A 17,289-nucleotide genomic window follows, 5' to 3' on the forward strand; every position below is an offset into this window, starting at 1 on the left:
AAGGTGAGCGCGACCCGGATCGAGACCACGGCGTACGGCGCTGCCGCGCTGGCCAAGCTCGGCGAGATCGTCGCCGGACTCAAGGGCGACGACCCGATGAAGCCGGTCACGCTGCTGCTCACCAACAACCTGGCCGGCGTCACCGCGCGCCGCTTCCTGGCCAGCTCGACCATCGGCGCCCTGTACCTGGCGACGTTGCCACGGCTGGCTGAGCAACTCGCCGCCGGCACCCTCGCGCCTCGGCGCCCCGCGACCCGCCCCATCGTTGCCGCGACGTGGCGTACTGCGCTGTCCAAAGCGCCTGGAGTCTTCGCAGGTGTCGCCGACCACCCCTCGACGATCCAAGCGCTTGCCGCAGCGCATCGGGAGCTGCGCGACCTGACGCCAGACGCTCTGGACAAGGTGTCGACCGCTTCCACCCTTGGGCCCGATCTCGTCCGCCTGCATCGATACGTCACGGACGAACTGCTACCGGACTGGTACGACGAGACTGCCTTGCTGCATGCCGCCTCGGCCCGCTGCGAGCCCGGTGTCGTGGCCGAACTGGGCGCCCTCGTGCTGTATCTGCCACAGGAGCTCACCCAGGCGGAGGCGGGTTTCGTCTCGGCGCTGGGCGACGCGGCCGCCGACCTCACCGTGATCGTCGGGCTGACGGATGTCCGCCGGGCCGACCGGGCCGTTCGCCGCTCACTGGATCGCATCGGGATCGACCTGCCGACCTCGATTTCCAAGAACTACCCGGTGGCCACGGAGGTTCTCAACGCATCCGACGCCGATGACGAAGTTCGCTGCGTCGTCAGGGATGTGGTGGCGTCCTTGCGCCGAACCCCGGCTCATCGCATCGCGATCCTGTACTCCGCCGCAGCGCCGTACGCGCGGTTGCTGCACGAGCACCTGGCCGCGGCGAAGATCGAGGTCAACGGGCCCGGCACGCGCCCGGTTCACGAACGCGCGATCGCCCGCACGCTGCTCGAAGTGCTTGCCCTGGTCGACCATGACCTGCCGCGAGCCGACCTCTTCCGTGCGCTCGCCAATGCGCCGACCCGTGACTTCACGGGTGAGCGGATCCCGGTTCCACAGTGGGAGCGGCTGTCGCGGGTGGCCGGCGTGGTTCGCGGTGACGACTGGGACGAGCGGCTCCGGCGTTATGTGGAGTCGGAGCATCGGACCGCCGCGCAGGAGCAGGCGTCGGAGGACCCGATCGCCGGCGTGATCCGGCGCGCGCAGTACAACGCGGGTAATGCCCAGAAGCTGCACGAGTTCGCCGTCGAGCTCCGGCGACGGCTCTTCAGGACCGCGGAGCTGGGGACGTGGTCAGAGCTGGCCGAGGCGGTGCTCGGGCTCTTCCAAGCACTGCTCGGCGATTCGTCGTCGTTGCCGGTCGAGGAGCAATACGCGGCGGTCGCGGTCGAGGGGTCGCTGCGCGGGCTGTCCACGCTCGACCAGCTCGGCACCCCAGCCAGCTTGTCAGTACTGCGGGACGTGCTCGATCTGGAGTTGCAACAGTCGCTGCCTCGGGTCGGGACGTTCGGCACCGGCGTACTGGTGGCGCCTTTGTCGGCGAGCATCGGGCTGTCGGTGGATGTCGTCTTCGTGGTCGGTCTTTCGGAGGATCTGTATCCCGGCAGGGTGCATGAGGATGCGCTGCTCCCCCACCGGGTGCGTGAGGCGGCGGCTCCCGAACTGGCATCGTTCCGGGATCGGCTCGACGAGAAGCAGCGGCATCTCCTGGTCGCGTTCTCCGCGGGCTCGCGGGTCGTGGCGTCGTTCCCGAGGGGCGATCTGCGCCGAGCGAGTCGACGGTTGCCGACGCGCTGGCTGCTCGGAACGTTGCGCTCGTTGACCGACGACCATGCGTTGGCCGCGACGGAGTGGGACCAGGCGTCGTACGGCGATCGGTTGCTGACCTCGGCGTCGTACGCGGGGTCGTTGACCACGGCAACTTTGCCCGCGACCGAGCAGGACTGGCGGGTGCGAGCGTTGACGGCTGGGCTGAGGCTCACCGACGAGGTGGTCGATCGGGCTCGCGTATTGCTGCGTGCTCGGGCCGGGGACGAGTTCACCCGCTTCGACGGGAACCTGTCCGGCGTGCCGGGGTTGCCGGACTATGCGATGGAGGATCGGATCGCTTCGCCGACCTCACTGGAGTCGTTCGCGACTTGCCCGCACGCGTACTTTGTCGAGCGGTTGCTGCAGGTCGAGCCGCTGGAGGCGCCCGAGGATCTGTTGGTCATCTCGCCCTTGCAGGTTGGCAACCTGATTCACAACAGTCTGGACGCCTTTGTGAGCCGGTTGAGCGGTTCGCTGCCGGGGTTCGGTGAGCCGTGGACCGACGAGCAACGATCGCTGCTGGTCGCGATCGGGGCGGACCTGGCCGACCGGTTCGAGGCGGAAGGGCTGACCGGGCATCCGCGGCTGTGGCAACGGGAGCGGGCCCGGATTCTGGGTGACCTGCTGGTGCTGCTCAGCGATGACGAGCGCTGGCGGGCCGAGCACGACGCGTCGGTGGTGGCGAGCGAACTGCGGTTCGGGTTCGACGGTGAGCCGCCGGTGGAGATCCCGATACCGTCCGGGCGGGTGCTGTTGCGCGGGTCAGCGGACAAGGTTGACCTGGGCAAGGACGGGACGATCTACGTCACCGACGTGAAGACCGGTGGGTTCTCGCGCTACGAGGCGATCGAGGTCGACCCGGTCGCGGCCGGGACGAAGCTGCAGCTTCCGGTTTATGCCTATGCCGCGCGGGCGCGGCTGGGCGACTCGTCGACGCCGGTCGAGGCGGCGTACTGGTTCGTCCGGAAGGGCGGGCGGCGGATTCCCGTGCCCCTGACGGACGAGGTTGCCGCGCGGTACGTCGACACCCTCGACGTGATCGTGTCGTCGATCGCCGCTGGCTACTTCCCGGCGAAGGCGCCCGAAATTCCAGACTTTCTGTGGGTGCAGTGTTCGTACTGCAATCCGGACGGCATCGGGCACAGCGAAGTACGGGCTCGATGGGAACGCAAACGTCACGACCCGACACTTGAGCGGCTCGTCCGCCTGATCGACCCTGCCGCGTTGCCGGCGTTCGAGGAGGTGCCGCTCGATGACTGAGCTCTTGGATGGCGAGGCGCGCGAGCGAATCCGGACCGACACCTCGTCGACCCTGTTCGTCGAGGCCGGCGCCGGGTCGGGTAAGACGCATGCACTCATCGAACGCGTGACCACCCTGGTACTGCGGGACGGCGTACCGCTGAGCGCGATCGCGGCCGTGACGTTCACCGAGAAGGCGGGCGCGGAGCTGCGCGACCGGCTGCGGGTGGAATTCGAGAGGGCGCGGAAGGGGCCCGACAGAGCCGCTGCCGACGCCGCGCTGGACGATCTGGACTCGGCGTCGATCGGGACTCTGCACTCGTTTGCCCAGCAGATTCTGCTTGCGCATCCGATCGAGGCCGGGCTGCCGCCGTTGATCGACGTACTGGACGAGGTTGGCTCCTCGGTTGCCTTTGAGGAGCGCTGGTCTGAGCTTCAGCAGCAGTTGCTGGATGACGACTCGGTCGCCGAGGCACTGCTGCTCGCGATGGCTGTGGGCGTGGAACTGAAGCATCTGCGGTCGCTGGCCCGGCTGTTCGGCAACGACTGGGACCTGATCGGTGATCGCGTTCTGGTCGAGCCACCTGAACTGGTCGAGATGCCAGACCTCACCGGGCTGATCGCCGCGGCGGCACAGATCAGCTCGTCCGCCGCGGACTGCCTCGACGCCGAGGACCGGCTGCTGGCGAAGGTGCGTCAGATTCACGACCTCGGGCTGATGCTCGACGCCGCGACGGACCCAGAGACCCAGCTCGCCGTTCTGCAGAACCTACGCATCCTGAAGGTCGGCCGGATCGGCCGCAAGGAGAACTGGCCCGACATCGCGAAACTGCGCTCCGACTGCACCGAAGTCGTCGACGTGGCCGGCTCACTGGTGGAGCTCCTCCTCGATGCTTGCCTGAGGCACCTTTCGCATTGGATCGCCATCCGCGTGCTGGAATCCGCCGAGCTGCGCCGGGCCGAGGGGCGACTGGAGTTCCATGACCTTCTCGTCCTCGCTCGCGACCTGCTGCGCCGGGAGCCGTCGGTGCGGGCGGCGCTCCAGGAGCGCTACCAATGCTTGCTACTGGACGAGTTCCAAGACACCGACCCGATCCAGATCGAACTGGCCGTCCGCATCGCGGGTGGCGCCGGGGAAGACGCCCCAGACTGGCGCGACATCGAAATCCCCGACGGCAGCCTCTTCGTGGTCGGCGACCCCAAGCAGTCCATCTACCGCTTCCGCCGAGCCAACATAGGTACCTACTTGACGGCCCAAGACCTCCTAGGCGACACCGTCACCCTCACCACCAACTTCCGCACAGTCCCCCACGTCCTCACCTGGATCAACACAGTCTTCACCACCCTCATAACCCCCGCCCCCACCGCCCAACCCACCTACCACCCCCTAACCCCCCACCGCCCCACCCCCACCCTCACCCCCACGCCTTCTCCCCCGAACACGGCCACCACCACCCCGACAGCCGTGTCCAGCCCGCCTGCGCATCCCCTGACCCCACACGGCGCCACACCTCCCCAAACCACAGCCCCCAACACGCACACGGACGCGGGTACGCCTCCCACCCCCGCCACCCCGTCCCCGACAGCCCCGTCTGACCCCGCAGCGCCTCCCCTCACCCAATCCGGCGCCACACCTCCCCCGACCACAGCCCCCAGCGCACCCACCGCCACCCCGCAGCCAGTGACCGGCGACCAACTCTCCTTCCTCGACTTCTCCGACGACGAGCCGGCCACCACGGACTCCGTGGACTCAGCAGCAGTCGACGAGCCCACACCCGCCCCCGAGCCTCCAACCGAAGAAGCTCACCTCGCCACCGTCATCCCCCTCCACCGCCACCTGACCTCCGTCCCCACCCTCCCCGCCCCAAGCACCCCCTCACCCACAGACCACCCACCCACCAACGACGACCCCACCGACAACGACCCCACATCCGCCGACACCAACAGCACTCCCGGCGGCCCAGCCGTAACCATCCTCGGCGCCGAACCCCACACCGACCTCCCCCGCGCCCAAGCCTCAGTCCTCCGCGAACGCGAAGCAGCAGACGTCGCCGCCGTCATCCACGAAGCCCTCACCAACAACTGGCAGGTCTACGACCCAAAGATCGAGTCCTGGCGCCCAGCCGGCGCCGGCGACATCGCAGTACTGGTCCCAGCCCGTACGTCGTTGCCGTTCCTCGAAGAAGCCCTCGACCGCGCCGACATCCCGTACCGCGCCGAAGCCAGCTCCCTCGTCTACCAAACGGCCGAGGTTCGCGACCTCCTCGCCTGCGCCCGAGCCCTCGGCGACCCCAGCGACCAACTCGCCCTAGTGACCGCCCTGCGCTCACCCCTCTTCGGCTGCGGCGACGACGATCTCTTCACCTGGAAGCGATCCGGCGGCTCCTTCAACCTCACCGCGCCGGTCCCCGACGCCCTCCTCACCCACCCCGTCGGCGAGGCAATGGAGTGGCTCCGCCGCACGTACTACGCATCCCGCTGGCTGACCCCGAGCGAAGTACTGGCCAAGATCGTCGCCGACCGCCGCATGCTCGAGGTCGCCGCAACGGGCCCACGCGCCCGCGACGCCTGGCGCCGCGTCCGCTTCGTCGTCGACCAGGCGCGCGCCTGGTCCGAGGTCGAGCACGGCGGCCTGCGTTCGTACCTCGCCTGGGCAGCACACCAAGGCGAAGAAGCGTCCCGGGTAGCCGAGGCGATCCTCCCCGAGACCGATGCGGACGCAGTACGGGTGATGACGATCCACGCCGCCAAGGGCCTGGAGTTCCCGATCGTGATCCTCTCCGGCATGACAGCCGCCCCGAACCGCCAGCGCGGAGTACAGGTTCTCTGGCCGCCTGACGGTGGTTACGCCGTGAAGCTCAAGGCATCGGTTCAGACCGAGGACTTCGACCAGGTCCAGCCAGTCGACGAGCAGATGGATGACTACGAGCGCCGCCGTCTGCTGTACGTCGCCGCCACCCGCGCCCGCGACCACCTGGTCATCTCCTTGCACCGATCGGGCACCCGACGCCACTCCAGCAACGCCGAACTCTTCGCATCCGCCGACGCCGCAACCGCGGCCAACCCGACTATCTTCACCGGCCCTCCGGTCACGGTGCCGCCCGAAGCAGCGGTCCACGCAGTACAGGTTCGTCCGCCGGTCAACCGCGCGGAGTGGGAGGCGCGCGTCACCGAGGCCCGCCAGGCCAGTCGCAAGCGCTCCGCCCAGAGCGCCTCCGGCCTCGAAGGCACCGGCCCCGACGTCGCTCTCCAAGGAGCCGACCCCGGCGCCGCCAAAGCAGCCCGCGACGTCGAGCTCCCTCCCTGGTCCAAGGGCCGCTACGGCACCGCGATCGGCCGGGCAGTCCACGGCGTACTCCAAGTCATAGACCTCTCCACCGGCGCCGGCCTGGACGCCGCGGTCTCGGCACAGTGCCTGGCGGAAGGAGTCGTCGAGTACGCCGATGTCGTCACGGCCCTCGTCCGGTCCGCCCTGTCATCCGAGGTGGTTCAGCGAGCCGCCACCCGCGAGCACTGGCGCGAGTCCTACGTGGGCACCCTGCAACCAGACGGCACCATCCTGGAGGGTTTCGTCGATCTCATCTACCGCGAGGACGACGGCACCCTGATCATCGTCGACTACAAGACCGACGCCATCCCCGCCGAAGCACTGGACGCCCGCATCGCCCACTACGCTCCCCAGCTCCGCACCTACACCGACCTGCTGCCCAACTCGGGCCGCCCGGTCCTGCTCTTCCTGGCACCCACCAAGGCACACGCACACCAGCTCTGAAATCCAGTTGCCCGCGACACCCACACGACTGCACGATCGGGGTATGACCACGACGACAGCCCTTCTGCTCTTGACCTCCACCGTTCGTCCGGTGCGGGTCCAGCAGCAGACCGGCCGAGCGCGGAGGCCTATCACCTCGCAGTCGTGACCGCGGCCCTGGTCGCAGGGCTCCTCGCCGGCTATGGCATCGCCATGCCCGTCGGAGCCATCGCGACGTACCTCGTAGCCCTCACGGCCCGCACCTCCCTGAAGCTCGGCGCGTTCGCCGCCTTGGGCGTAGCAACAGCCGACGGCCTCTACGCCCTCATCGCCACCCTCGGCGGCTCAGCCCTGGCCCCGTTGATCGAACCCATCACCGTTCCACTGAAATGGATCTCGGTGCTGGTCCTCCTAGCCCTCGCGACGCGCGGCGCAACCACAGCCATCACCCAACACCGCCGCCTGCAATCCTCCACCGCGTCCGCCACCACCCCACCCAGCCCAACCCGCGCCTACTTCGCCCTACTCGGCATGACGATGCTCAACCCCACCACCGTCATCTACTTCACCGCCTTGGTCCTAGGCAGCCAAGACGCCACCACCCCAACCCACCTTGAACAATCAGTCTTCGTCCTAGCCGCCTTCGCCGCCTCCGCCTCCTGGCAACTAGCCCTAGCCACCAGCGGCGCCCTCCTAGGCCGCCTACTGACCACCCCCACCGCCCGCCTACTAACTGCCCTACTCTCCAGCCTCCTCATCACTGGCCTAGCCCTCAACCTCCTCCTGTCCACCCTCTGATCGAGAATGAGTTCCATGCCCGAAGGAACGCCGTACCGGCAGATCCGCGCGTTGTACGACGACGACACGATCGTGGTCTACCAGGCGTACCCGCCCGAAATCGCCGAGCCCGCTCTGCGGGCCGGCACCTTCGTCGCGCCCTTCGGCATGTCCCGGATGACCTGGATCAAGCCGTCCTTCCTCTGGATGGCGTACCGCTCAGGCTGGGCCACCAAGCCCGGTCAGACCCGCGTACTGCGGATCCGCATCACCCGCGAAGGCTTCGAGTGGGCCCTGTCCCACAGCTGCCTGAGCCACTACGACCGCAAACACCACGCCTCGGAAGCCGCCTGGCGCGCCCAGCTCCACCAGTCGCCCGTGCGCATCCAGTGGGATCCCGAGCAGACCATCCACCTACAACCCCAACCCACCATCCGCTCAATCCAGATCGGCCTCTCCGGGGAAGCCGTCCCCCTCTACGTCAACACCTGGATCACCTCCCTCGAAGACATCACCGAGGAAATGCACGCCATCCACACCCTCACCCGCACGTCCCCGACCGACGCGACCGCACAACTCCCCACAGAGCGCCCCTACCCGCTCCCCACCCTCCTAGCCAGACAAATAGCCGCAACCCCCTACGACTAGCCGGCACCCGCGCGCCCCTAGACAACCTCGACCTCAGCCGCGCCGGCAGCCTTCAACAACCACTCGAGCGCACCACTCGGCGCCGGCGACCCATCGACGTCAATTCACACCTTGAGCCGACGTGGCCCGTCTGCCTCCTGTGGGTGAGGGGTGGTGACGGAGAGTTTATGGGGGTGGGGAGTTGGTGTGGGGTGGCTGGTTACGGGGTGTGGATAAGTGGGGATGTCACCCTGTGCGAGGGCGGGGCTGGGCGTCCCCTACGATTCACCGCATCCGGATGTACTTCGGATTCGCCGACGGATCGCCCAATCCGGCTGGCGGGTCTGCCACGAAGAGTGTGAGGGTGTGGCCATGAACATCGGTAGTCGCAAGATCGTCGTGGACGAGGCCATCGCGCAGCTGCGGCTGTACGCCGAGACGAACGGCGCGGTGCTCAAGTACTACGACGGTCTTCCCGGCATGACGAATGTCGGCGGATCCGAACCCGACCGAGTCACGCTCGAGGACCTGGCCCGGACGATGGTGGCCGGCTCCGACCTGCGCGCGCTCGACTTCCCCTGGTTGCTCGAGGTGGACGCGGAGAAGGAGTTCGCAGCGGTACCCGTCGACGCGAAGCTGGAGGACGCCGCACCCGGTACGCCGTTGTTCGAGGCCGCCACCGCGCTGGACGAGAAGTTCAGCGGTCACCGCGGGTTCGGGCACGCCAAGAAGTCCAAGTTGCTGCACCTGAAGCGGCCGTATCTCTTCCCCGTCAGCGACAGCTTCATCCGGATGACCTACAGCGAGGCGTCGGCGGGGCCCGACTTCCTGGCCGCCGTCCACCGCGACCTGGTCAACCCGGCCAACGTCCGCGACTTCAAGTTGCTCCAGGTCCGCCTGATCGCCGAGCCGGCCACCTCCGCGGCGCGCGTACTGGCTGAGGCGCCCACGCTGCGCCTGCTCGACATCCTCGCCTCTCTCCTGGGCGAGGCGAAGTAACTAGTTACATCACGCCGAGGCGGGCCAACGGCTCGACCAGTTCTCGCTCCTCGTAGGAGAGGTGGGAGAGCAGGGCGTCGTCCAGAAGGTCTACGGCGGCGCGGAGCTTGTCGATGGTGGCGGAGCCGTCCACGAGGGCTACTAGGGCCTTGTCGACGCCTTCCAGTACGTCGTGGATGACCAGGTGCTCTTCCTGGAGGCGGTCAACCACTGGGGCGAGGTCTGGGTCGGCTCGGCGGAGGCGTGGGAAGAGCGCGGCGTCTTCGAGCGAGTGGTGTGTGGTGACCAGGCGGCAGTAGGACTCGCAGTACACGCCTAGAGTCCAGTTGTTCTGGCGCATGGTCATCGTGTTGATGTGGGAACGCGCCTGGCTGACGCCCATCGAGCCGGCGGCTACCTGTTCCACCAGGTCGTGGATCTGCTCGAGCTCGGCTCGCAGGTGGTCGTGCACCTGCACCAGATGCTGCCCCGAAGCCAGCTGCTGCGGCGAGTACACGCGTGTGGGGTCGGCTGCTGGTCCGGTCGGCCGCTGCGACTCATCCCACGGCTGTACTCCGCTCCGCCGGGTAGCGGGCGCCGGCGTCGCCACCACGCTGAAGTTCCCGCGCCGTCCACCGGCTGCGCCGGTAGACGGCGCGGTGGAGAAGGGCGCAGCGCCCGAGATCGGGGTGCCCGGAGCCGGCGGGCCCGAGGCCCGGCTGTCCGACGCCGGGGCACCCGAGACCCGAGGGCCCGGAGCCGGGGTGGCCGGAGCGCGGGTGCCAGCGGTCGCCGGGCTTGAGCTCGGCGTATCGGCGCTAACAGCGCCGAGCGCGGCGGTGGTGTCACCAGCGGTGGCGGAGGGGGCGGTGGGCGGGGCGCCGCCGATGGTTGTAGCGGCGGTGGTTGGGGTGGGGGTGGTTGTGCGGGCGGTGGTTACGGCTTCTTGGACTGCTGTGGCTACCTCGGCGAAGCGGTGGATGTCTTCGGGGGTGTCTGAGGCGAGGATGTAGGTGCTGATGCCTTGGGTGAGGGTGAGTTCGGTCAACTGGTCGATCCACTGGGCTTCTGGGCCTTGGAGGAAGCCGCCGTGGCCGTTGAAGTTGCCTGAGATGTTGTAGAGGCGGCGTACTGCCGACGGGTCGCGACCAGCCTCGACAGCGGCCTCGTCGATGAGTTTGTTGAGGGCGGGGAGGTCCTCCGGCGGCAGGTAGGCGCTGGACGGCAGCCACCCGTCCGCGAGCCGCCCGGTGAGGGCCAGCATGCGCGGCTTGTAGGCGCCCAGCCAGATCTGTACGTCGTGCGCCGGCGCAGGGCCGCGCTTGGCGCCCGCCACCGTGTAGTGCTTACCCGCCAGCCGGATACCGCCGCCAGTAGGAGTCCAGACCTCGCGGATGATCGCGATCGCCTCCTCCAGCGCCGCAATGCTCTCCCCCGCCGTCAACCGCGGCCCTGCATTGGCAGCGACGGCCTCCAAGAACCCGCCAGCCCCCAACCCGAGCTCAACCCGTCCCCCAGTGATCCGGTCGAGGGTGGCGACGCTGCGGGCCAGTACGACCGGGTGGCGCAGCGGCAGGTTGGCGACGTTGGTGGACACCGACACCCGCTCCGTGTGGGCCGCGATGACGGACAGCAGCGTCCACGCGTCGAGCAGCCGCGGCTGGTACGGGTGGTCCTGCACGGTCACCAGGTCGAGTCCGACCTGCTCGGTCAGCTGGGCCAGCGCGATCACCCGGTCCGGGTCGTCCACCGCCGGCGTCAGGAATGTGCCGAAGGCCAGCTCGTGCCCGTAGTCCATGCTCCACCCTCTAGCTCAAGTAGTTCGTGTCACGTAATATTGGCTCGACGAACAAATTACTTCGTGCCACGAACAATCACAAGCGCCGGAACCAAATCACAGGTGGGGAGCAGCCGTGAAGGAGACCCTGGGAGCCGCCAGCGGGCTGGTGCGGCTGACGTTCCTGGTCCAGAACCTGTACGCCGAGGTCGGCCGCGGCTGCGATCTCACCACCGCTCAGGCTCAGATGCTGTGCTCGCTGGCGGACCGATCGATCGGCATGGCCGAGCTGTCGAGCATGCTCGGCCTCGAACGGTCCAGCCTGACCGGCCTGGTGGATCGCGCCCAGCAACGCGGCCTCGTAGTACGGGAGGACGATCCGCAGGATCGGCGCGCCGTGAAGGTCGCTCTGACGCCTGCGGGGTCTGCGGCGCTGCACCGCTTCCACGATGAGCTCACCGAGCGCTTGGACCAATTGCTGCAGGAGTTGCCCGCCACCGAGCGCGACCGGTTCACCAAGACCTTGGGTCGCGTCGTCGCCGACGCTCCGGCGGTCTTCGCGGACGCCGGTTCCTAGACCTCAGGAACGAACCTCCGCGAAGGCCTCGTCCAACTCCAGCCGACCGCCGGCCTCGTACTGCGCCTCGAACGCATCCCCACCCAGCACAGCCCGAGCAGCGTCAGCCGCCCGATCGATGTCGGCCTGCTCACCAGCACTCACCACATGTCCCTCAGCACCCCGTACTGCGGCCGCAACCCCCAGCAGACGCGCAGCCACCGCCTTGTCATCCACAGCCCCGGCAAGGCCCTCCAGAGCCCAGCACATCCCCCGCCGCGACTCGAACTCGCGTGAGATCCGGTACGCCTCCGCATGCAACTCCCGAGCGCGCACCAGATCGCCCTGCAGCTCCACCGTGTAGCCCAGCTCCTGCAGCACGATCGACAGGTACAGCACCGGCTCGTCCTGCTTGCGGGCCGCATCGACCATCCCCTGCAACCGCTTCTCGGCAGCTTCCAGCTCACCCGTACGCCGGTCCGCAAAGCCCAGCACGAGCTCTGCCAACGCCTGCGTCGCGCGGTGGCCCTGCTCCGTCGCCAGCCGCAGCGCCCGCTCGCCAAAGGCCTTCGCCCGGCCGTATTCTCCCTGCCGCAGCGCAGTCCAGCCCAGCCACCCCAACTCCCCGGCAACCTCCAGCCAGAGGTCAAGTGCTTCGGCCATCTCGAGGCCCTCGGTGTGGAGTCGCGCCGCCTCGTCGAAGTCGCCCTTCAGCTCAGCAAGAGCGCCAAGCCAGCCAGTGGCCTGCAGCAAACCCCACCGATCGCCCAGCAGCCGGAACAGGCGAGCACTCTCTACCGCATCCCTCTCCAGCGCCTCCAGGTCGACACGAACGTGAGCATGCACGGCCCGAGCCGTCAGCACCGCCGCTATCCCCCACTGGTCGCCAGACGCCTCAAAGGCCGACAGGGCGTGGTCCAGCATCACCGCACAAGCAGCAAGGTCGCCCGAATCGCTTGCAGTAAAGGCGATGAACCACTCGACCCGCGGGTCAGTCACAGTCGCCCGCTCGCGCACAGCGGCCGCACTGGGGTCGCCCTGCGCGTAGAGGAACCCAGCAAGCCAAGCAATCGCCTTCGCAGAAGACGGCAAAGCCTCCAGCGACCGCCTGGCCTCAGCAAACCGCCCGCGAAGGAACCAGTACCAGGCAAGCGCATCCACCAGCCGCTCAGCCAGCTCAAGGTCACCACCGGCCACAGCGCCGTCCAGCGCAGTACGCAGGTTGCCTGCCTCGTCATCCAGCCGCTGCAGCCACTTACTCTGCTCGGGACCCGTCAGATACGCCCGAGCCGTCTCTGCGAACTCCGTGTAGTACAGCTGGTGCCGCTGCCGCACCAGCTCCAGTTCGTCGGCCTCCCGCAGCTTGTCGACGCAGTACGCCGCCACCGACTCCAGCAGCCGGTAGCGCGGCCCGTCCGCCCCGTGCACCGACACCACCAGCGACCGGTCCACCAGCCGCATCAGCACGTCCAGGACGTCGACCCCGTCCTCGCAAGACACCTGCTCGGCCGCATCCGCAGTACAGCCGTCTGTGTGTACTGCGAGGCGGCGTAGTACCGCTTGCTCGGATGACGACAGCAGGTCCCAGCTCCAGTCGATCATCGCCATCAACGTCTGCTGCCGAGGCGCCGCACCGCGATGCCCGGTCGCCAGCAAGCGGAACCGGTCATCGAGCCGAGCAACCAGGCCCTGCACTCCCAGCGCCCGCACTCGCGTGGCAGCCAGCTCCAGCGCCAGCGGGATCCCGTCGAGACGCCTGCAGAGCACAGAGACCGCAGTGGCCGACTCCTCGTCCAGCGCGAACCCGCGGTCCGCCGCAGCCGCCCTGGCGACGAACAACTGCACGGCAGAGGAGTCCTCCAGGTCGGGCAACGCAGCAGTGATCGCAGGCACCTCCAAAGGAGGCACACTCCACACAGCCTCCCCAGTAAGCCCCAGCGGCTCCCGACTGGTCGCCAGCACTCGCAACCCGGGCGCAGCAGCCAGCAGGTCGTCAGCAAGCGCTGCAGCCGCTTCTATGACGTGCTCACAGTTGTCCAGCACCAACAGCAGCTCCAACGACGACAGCGCGCTGACCAGCCCACCAGACCCCGCTCCAGCCGAGTCCCGCAGATCAAGTGCCGCCTGTACTGCGTCCGCGAGCGACCCTGCGACGTCCAGCGCCTCAGGTGCGACCGCCGCCAGCTCAACCAGGATGACGCCGTCGGGGAAGCGACTGGCAAGACCATCGGCCGCGGCAAGCGCCAGCCGCGTCTTGCCGACTCCCCCTGGACCGGTCAGCGTGACCAGTCGGTCGACGTACAGGCGGCTCTGGACGTCGGTGATCGCCTGGCTGCGGCCGACGAGCTCTGTGAGTTGCGACGGCAGGTTGCTGCGCCGGCGCGCTCCCGGGAGCTCCTGCGTCAGGATGGACTGCTGCAGCTCTACAAGCTCGGGTGTTGGGTCCAGGCCGAGTTCGTCCGCCAGTAGCGTCCGCAGCTGCTCGTAGCTCTCCAGAGCCTCGCCCTGCCGCCCAGCGCGGTACAGAGCCTTCATGTGCGAGGAACGAAGCCGCTCTCGCAGCGGGTGCTCCGCCAGCACGTCAGCGACCTCACTGATCACGGCGTTGTGATCGCCTCGCGCTAGCCGGGCATCGAAGTACTCCTCGGTGGCAGTGAGCCGCTGCTCGCTCAGCCGCGCCACAGCCGTCTCCACGAACGCCTCGTCGGCGAAATCCGCGTACGCCGGGCCGCGCCACAGTGCGAGCGCCTCCTCCAGCCGCCCGTGCTCCAAGTGAGCAGCGAAGCCCAGGGCGTCGTACGAGCCGCTGTCGACCTTCAGCGAGTAGCCGGCCGGGGCGGAGACGACCAGTGCGCGGCTACCGGGCTCGGCGTCCTCGAAGGCACGGCGGAGCTGGGACACCTTCGCGGAGAGCGTTCCAGCCGGGTTGCCGGGGAGGTCCTCGCCCCACAGGTCGTCGATCAGCCGGTCCGCCGGTACCGGGCGACCCTCATGGACGAGGAGGTCCGCCAGCAGCGCACGCACCTTGAGGCCGGGGACGGTGACCGGTTCGCCACTGTCCGTCCAGGCCGTCACCGGTCCGAGCACCCCGAAGCGCATGGCCGCACTCTAGAGGGTTTCCGGCCGACCCACAGAAGACCGGAAAGAAACCGTAAACCCCCTCAGGCAGAGTCTTCCTCAACAGCAGCGAGGGAGGTGAGCAGGGATGAACTTACGGCTCGCAGTGATCATCGGTAGCACCCGCAACGGGCGCTTCGGGCCGACAGTGGCCAGCTGGTTCGCGCAGCAGGCCGCCAAGCGGGCCGACCTCGACATAGACGTCGTAGACCTGGCCACTGCGAACCTGCCTCAGACTCTGTCCGACACGGACGAGCCCACGCCGACAGAGGTCGCAGTACTGGCTCCGCGGCTGGCTGCGGCGGATGCGTTCGCTGTCGTCACACCGGAGTACAACAGCAGCTTTCCGGCATCGCTGAAGACCGCACTCGACTGGTACTACGAGGAGTGGCACGCGAAGCCGGTCGCGATAGTCGCCTACGGCCGCGAGACAGGCGGCCTGTACGCCGTCGCTCAGCTCCGGCAGGTCTTCACCGAGCTGCAGGCGGTCGCTATCCGCAACACCGTCACATTGCCCTGCTACTGGGAACAGTTCGCCGCCGACGGCAGCTGGCCCCGCCCTGGCTCCGGCTACGAGGCCTTGGCCAAGACCACGCTCGACCAGCTCGTCTGGTGGGCGCATGCACTTCGCGACGCACGCATCAAACAGCCCTACCAAGCCTGACACCACACATCAGAGAGGCAAGACCATGCGCAAGATCATCGAGTCCACCTTCGTCACCCTCAACGGCAGCATCTCCGACCCGCAGGACTGGAGCGGGCCGTACTGGGACGAGGACCACTTCGGCTACTCCGGCAAACTGATGGAGAACACCGACGCCCTGCTGCTCGGCCGGGTCACCTACGAAGGCTTCGCCGAGGCCTGGTCCAGCCGCGACGGCGAGATGGCCGACACCTTCAACAACCTGCCGAAGTACGTCGCCTCCCGCACGCTGACCGACACCACCTGGAACGCCCAGCTGCTCGAGGGCGACGTGGTCGAGGCCGTCCGGAAGCTGAAGGAGGAGGACGGTGGCGACCTGCTCAAGTTCGGCACCGGGTCGTTCTCGAAGACGCTGCTCGAGCACAAGCTGGTCGACGAGTACCACTTCTGGGTCTTCCCGGTGCTGGCCGACGGCGACAAGCTGTTCGCGGAGTCCGAGATCGGGATCAACCACCTCGAACTGCTCGGTACGACCACCTTCAAGTCCGGCATCGTCGTCCACAAGCTGGCGCCGAAAGCCTGATCCCGCACCGCTTCGCAGTACCGGCTGACGCCCGGAGCCCACCAGGGTTCCGGGCGTTCGTCGTTTCGGCCCTGGGTACCGAACTGACTTACTCAGAAGGGACTTGAGACCGATGGGAACCGTCATCACCATCATCGTCGTCGTCCTGGTCGTACTCGTCGCCGCGGCGGCGCTCTACGCGTACCAGCGACGGAAGACCGCACAGTTGCAGGAGCGGTTCGGCCCGGAGTACGAGCGCACTCTGGAAGAGCGGGGTGATCGCAAGGAGGCGCTCCGCGATCTGCGCGCCCGGGAGCAGCGGCGGGAGAAGCTCGACGTACACCCGATCAGCGCGGAATCGGCCGAGCGCTACCGCGCCGAGTGGACCGGACTGCAGCAGAGCTTCGTGGACACGCCCGGAGAGGCTGTCAACCAGGCAGACCGCCTGGTACTGCGGATGATGCGCGAGGCCGGCTATCCGGTCGACGACTTCGACCAGCGGGCCGACGACATCTCGGTGGACCATCCCGAGGTGGCGCAGAACTACCGGCAGGCGCACCAGATCGCGGTAGCCCAGACGCAGGGCCAGGTCACCACAGAAGACCTCCGCCAGGCAGTCACCGCCTACCGCCGCCTGGTCACCGTCCTGCTCGAGACCCCGGCCTCCCGCAACGGCCACACCGACCCGAAGGACTACTCATGACTCTCCCCCACGACGACCCCCTGGACCCGGCCACCCCGCGCCCGGCGGACCCCCGTACTACGGACGCCGGCGCCGACCGTACTGCGGAAGGCGAGCGACTGGACCGTACCGCGGACTACGACCCAGCCGACCGCACTGACGGCGACTCACTGGACCGTCGAGCAGACGGCGACGCGCTGGACGGAGGAGCGCGCAGCGATGCGCTGGACCGTACTGCGGATGGCGGGCGGCCGGAGTACTCCGTTGACCAGGTCGGTGACGATCAGGCGCCGGTCATCCCCTCGGGTGAGCGCAGCGACGAGCCGTGGACGGGTGCCGACGAAACACCCACCACACCCAACACCGCGACCGGGACCCCGGCCGGCACCGGCGCTCTGGCCGGGACCCCGCCCGACGCCGGTACTCCGGCTGCGACTCCGGCGGGAACTCCGGCTGCGACTGAGGCAACGACTAGTGAGCCGCTGGTGGCGCCGGCTGAGGCGGTTGACTTCAAGGCTCGCTGGGACGTCATCCAGCAAGGCTTCGTCGACGACCCGCGCTCCGCGGTGACGGATGCCGACAAGCTGGTGAGCGACGTGCTCGAACGGCTCTCGGCGACGTTCGACGAGCAGCACCGCACGCTGGAAGGCCAGTGGTCCGACGGCGAACCCGACACCGAGGCCCTGCGCTCCGCCTTGCAGCGCTACCGCGCCTTCTTCCAGCGTCTGCTGACGATCTAGGCGAACCTTT

12 protein-coding genes are annotated in these 17,289 nt (G+C 68.2%); 10 read left to right on the top strand and 2 right to left on the bottom strand.

Features of this window, described 5'->3' with window-relative positions; translation table 11 throughout:
* The first annotated feature begins 3 nt into the window (after window positions 1-3).
* From AB0F51_RS35155 to AB0F51_RS35175, 5 genes are all read left to right on the top strand, one after another.
* The gene (locus AB0F51_RS35155; RefSeq protein WP_360287244.1) at window positions 4-3,090 is read left to right on the top strand and encodes a PD-(D/E)XK nuclease family protein; all 3,087 of its coding nucleotides are present in this window, start codon (window positions 4-6) and stop codon (window positions 3,088-3,090) included.
* On the top strand, window positions 3,083-6,841 hold the full coding sequence (locus AB0F51_RS35160; protein WP_360287246.1) for a UvrD-helicase domain-containing protein: 3,759 nt from the start codon (window positions 3,083-3,085) through the stop codon (window positions 6,839-6,841). The genes AB0F51_RS35155 and AB0F51_RS35160 overlap by 8 nt, the downstream gene beginning before the upstream one ends.
* A gap of 144 nt (window positions 6,842-6,985) precedes the next feature.
* Window positions 6,986-7,618 carry a LysE family transporter gene (locus AB0F51_RS35165; protein WP_360287249.1) on the top strand — a complete coding sequence of 211 codons (633 nt, stop codon included), beginning with the start codon at window positions 6,986-6,988 and terminating at the stop codon, window positions 7,616-7,618.
* A gap of 15 nt (window positions 7,619-7,633) precedes the next feature.
* On the top strand, window positions 7,634-8,245 hold the full coding sequence (locus AB0F51_RS35170) for a DUF4291 domain-containing protein (protein WP_360287251.1): 612 nt from the start codon (window positions 7,634-7,636) through the stop codon (window positions 8,243-8,245).
* Window positions 8,246-8,596: 351 nt separating this feature from the next.
* On the top strand, window positions 8,597-9,223 hold the full coding sequence (locus AB0F51_RS35175) for a DUF6308 family protein (protein ID WP_360287254.1): 627 nt from the start codon (window positions 8,597-8,599) through the stop codon (window positions 9,221-9,223).
* A 4-nt stretch (window positions 9,224-9,227) separates the two neighbouring features.
* Here the strand turns inward: AB0F51_RS35175 and AB0F51_RS35180 are convergent, their stop codons facing one another.
* Window positions 9,228-11,000 (bottom strand): LLM class flavin-dependent oxidoreductase, encoded by a 1,773-nt coding sequence (locus tag AB0F51_RS35180; RefSeq protein ID WP_360287256.1) that lies wholly within the window; start codon window positions 10,998-11,000, stop codon window positions 9,228-9,230.
* Between the two features lie 115 nt (window positions 11,001-11,115).
* Between AB0F51_RS35180 and AB0F51_RS35185 the strand changes: the two genes are divergently transcribed.
* On the top strand, window positions 11,116-11,556 hold the full coding sequence (locus tag AB0F51_RS35185; RefSeq protein ID WP_360287258.1) for a MarR family transcriptional regulator: 441 nt from the start codon (window positions 11,116-11,118) through the stop codon (window positions 11,554-11,556).
* A 3-nt stretch (window positions 11,557-11,559) separates the two neighbouring features.
* Here AB0F51_RS35185 and AB0F51_RS35190 read toward each other — a convergent pair whose 3' ends face one another.
* On the bottom strand, window positions 11,560-14,634 hold the full coding sequence (locus AB0F51_RS35190) for a BTAD domain-containing putative transcriptional regulator (protein ID WP_360287260.1): 3,075 nt from the start codon (window positions 14,632-14,634) through the stop codon (window positions 11,560-11,562).
* Window positions 14,635-14,740: 106 nt separating this feature from the next.
* On the opposite strand from AB0F51_RS35190, the gene AB0F51_RS35195 reads away from it, so the two are divergent.
* From AB0F51_RS35195 to AB0F51_RS35210, 4 genes are all read left to right on the top strand, one after another.
* Entirely contained in the window at window positions 14,741-15,316 is a 576-nt protein-coding gene (locus tag AB0F51_RS35195) for an NAD(P)H-dependent oxidoreductase (RefSeq protein ID WP_360287263.1), read from the top strand.
* A gap of 25 nt (window positions 15,317-15,341) precedes the next feature.
* Window positions 15,342-15,878 (top strand): dihydrofolate reductase family protein, encoded by a 537-nt coding sequence (locus AB0F51_RS35200; RefSeq protein WP_360287266.1) that lies wholly within the window; start codon window positions 15,342-15,344, stop codon window positions 15,876-15,878.
* A gap of 112 nt (window positions 15,879-15,990) precedes the next feature.
* Complete coding sequence (locus AB0F51_RS35205) at window positions 15,991-16,560, top strand: hypothetical protein (protein ID WP_360287269.1); 570 nt, start codon at window positions 15,991-15,993, stop codon at window positions 16,558-16,560.
* Window positions 16,557-17,279 (top strand): hypothetical protein, encoded by a 723-nt coding sequence (locus AB0F51_RS35210; RefSeq protein ID WP_360287272.1) that lies wholly within the window; start codon window positions 16,557-16,559, stop codon window positions 17,277-17,279. The genes AB0F51_RS35205 and AB0F51_RS35210 overlap by 4 nt, the downstream gene beginning before the upstream one ends.
* Window positions 17,280-17,289 lie beyond the last annotated feature (10 nt).

Source organism: Kribbella sp. NPDC023855 (assembly GCF_040639475.1).
Lineage (GTDB): Bacteria > Actinomycetota > Actinomycetes > Propionibacteriales > Kribbellaceae > Kribbella.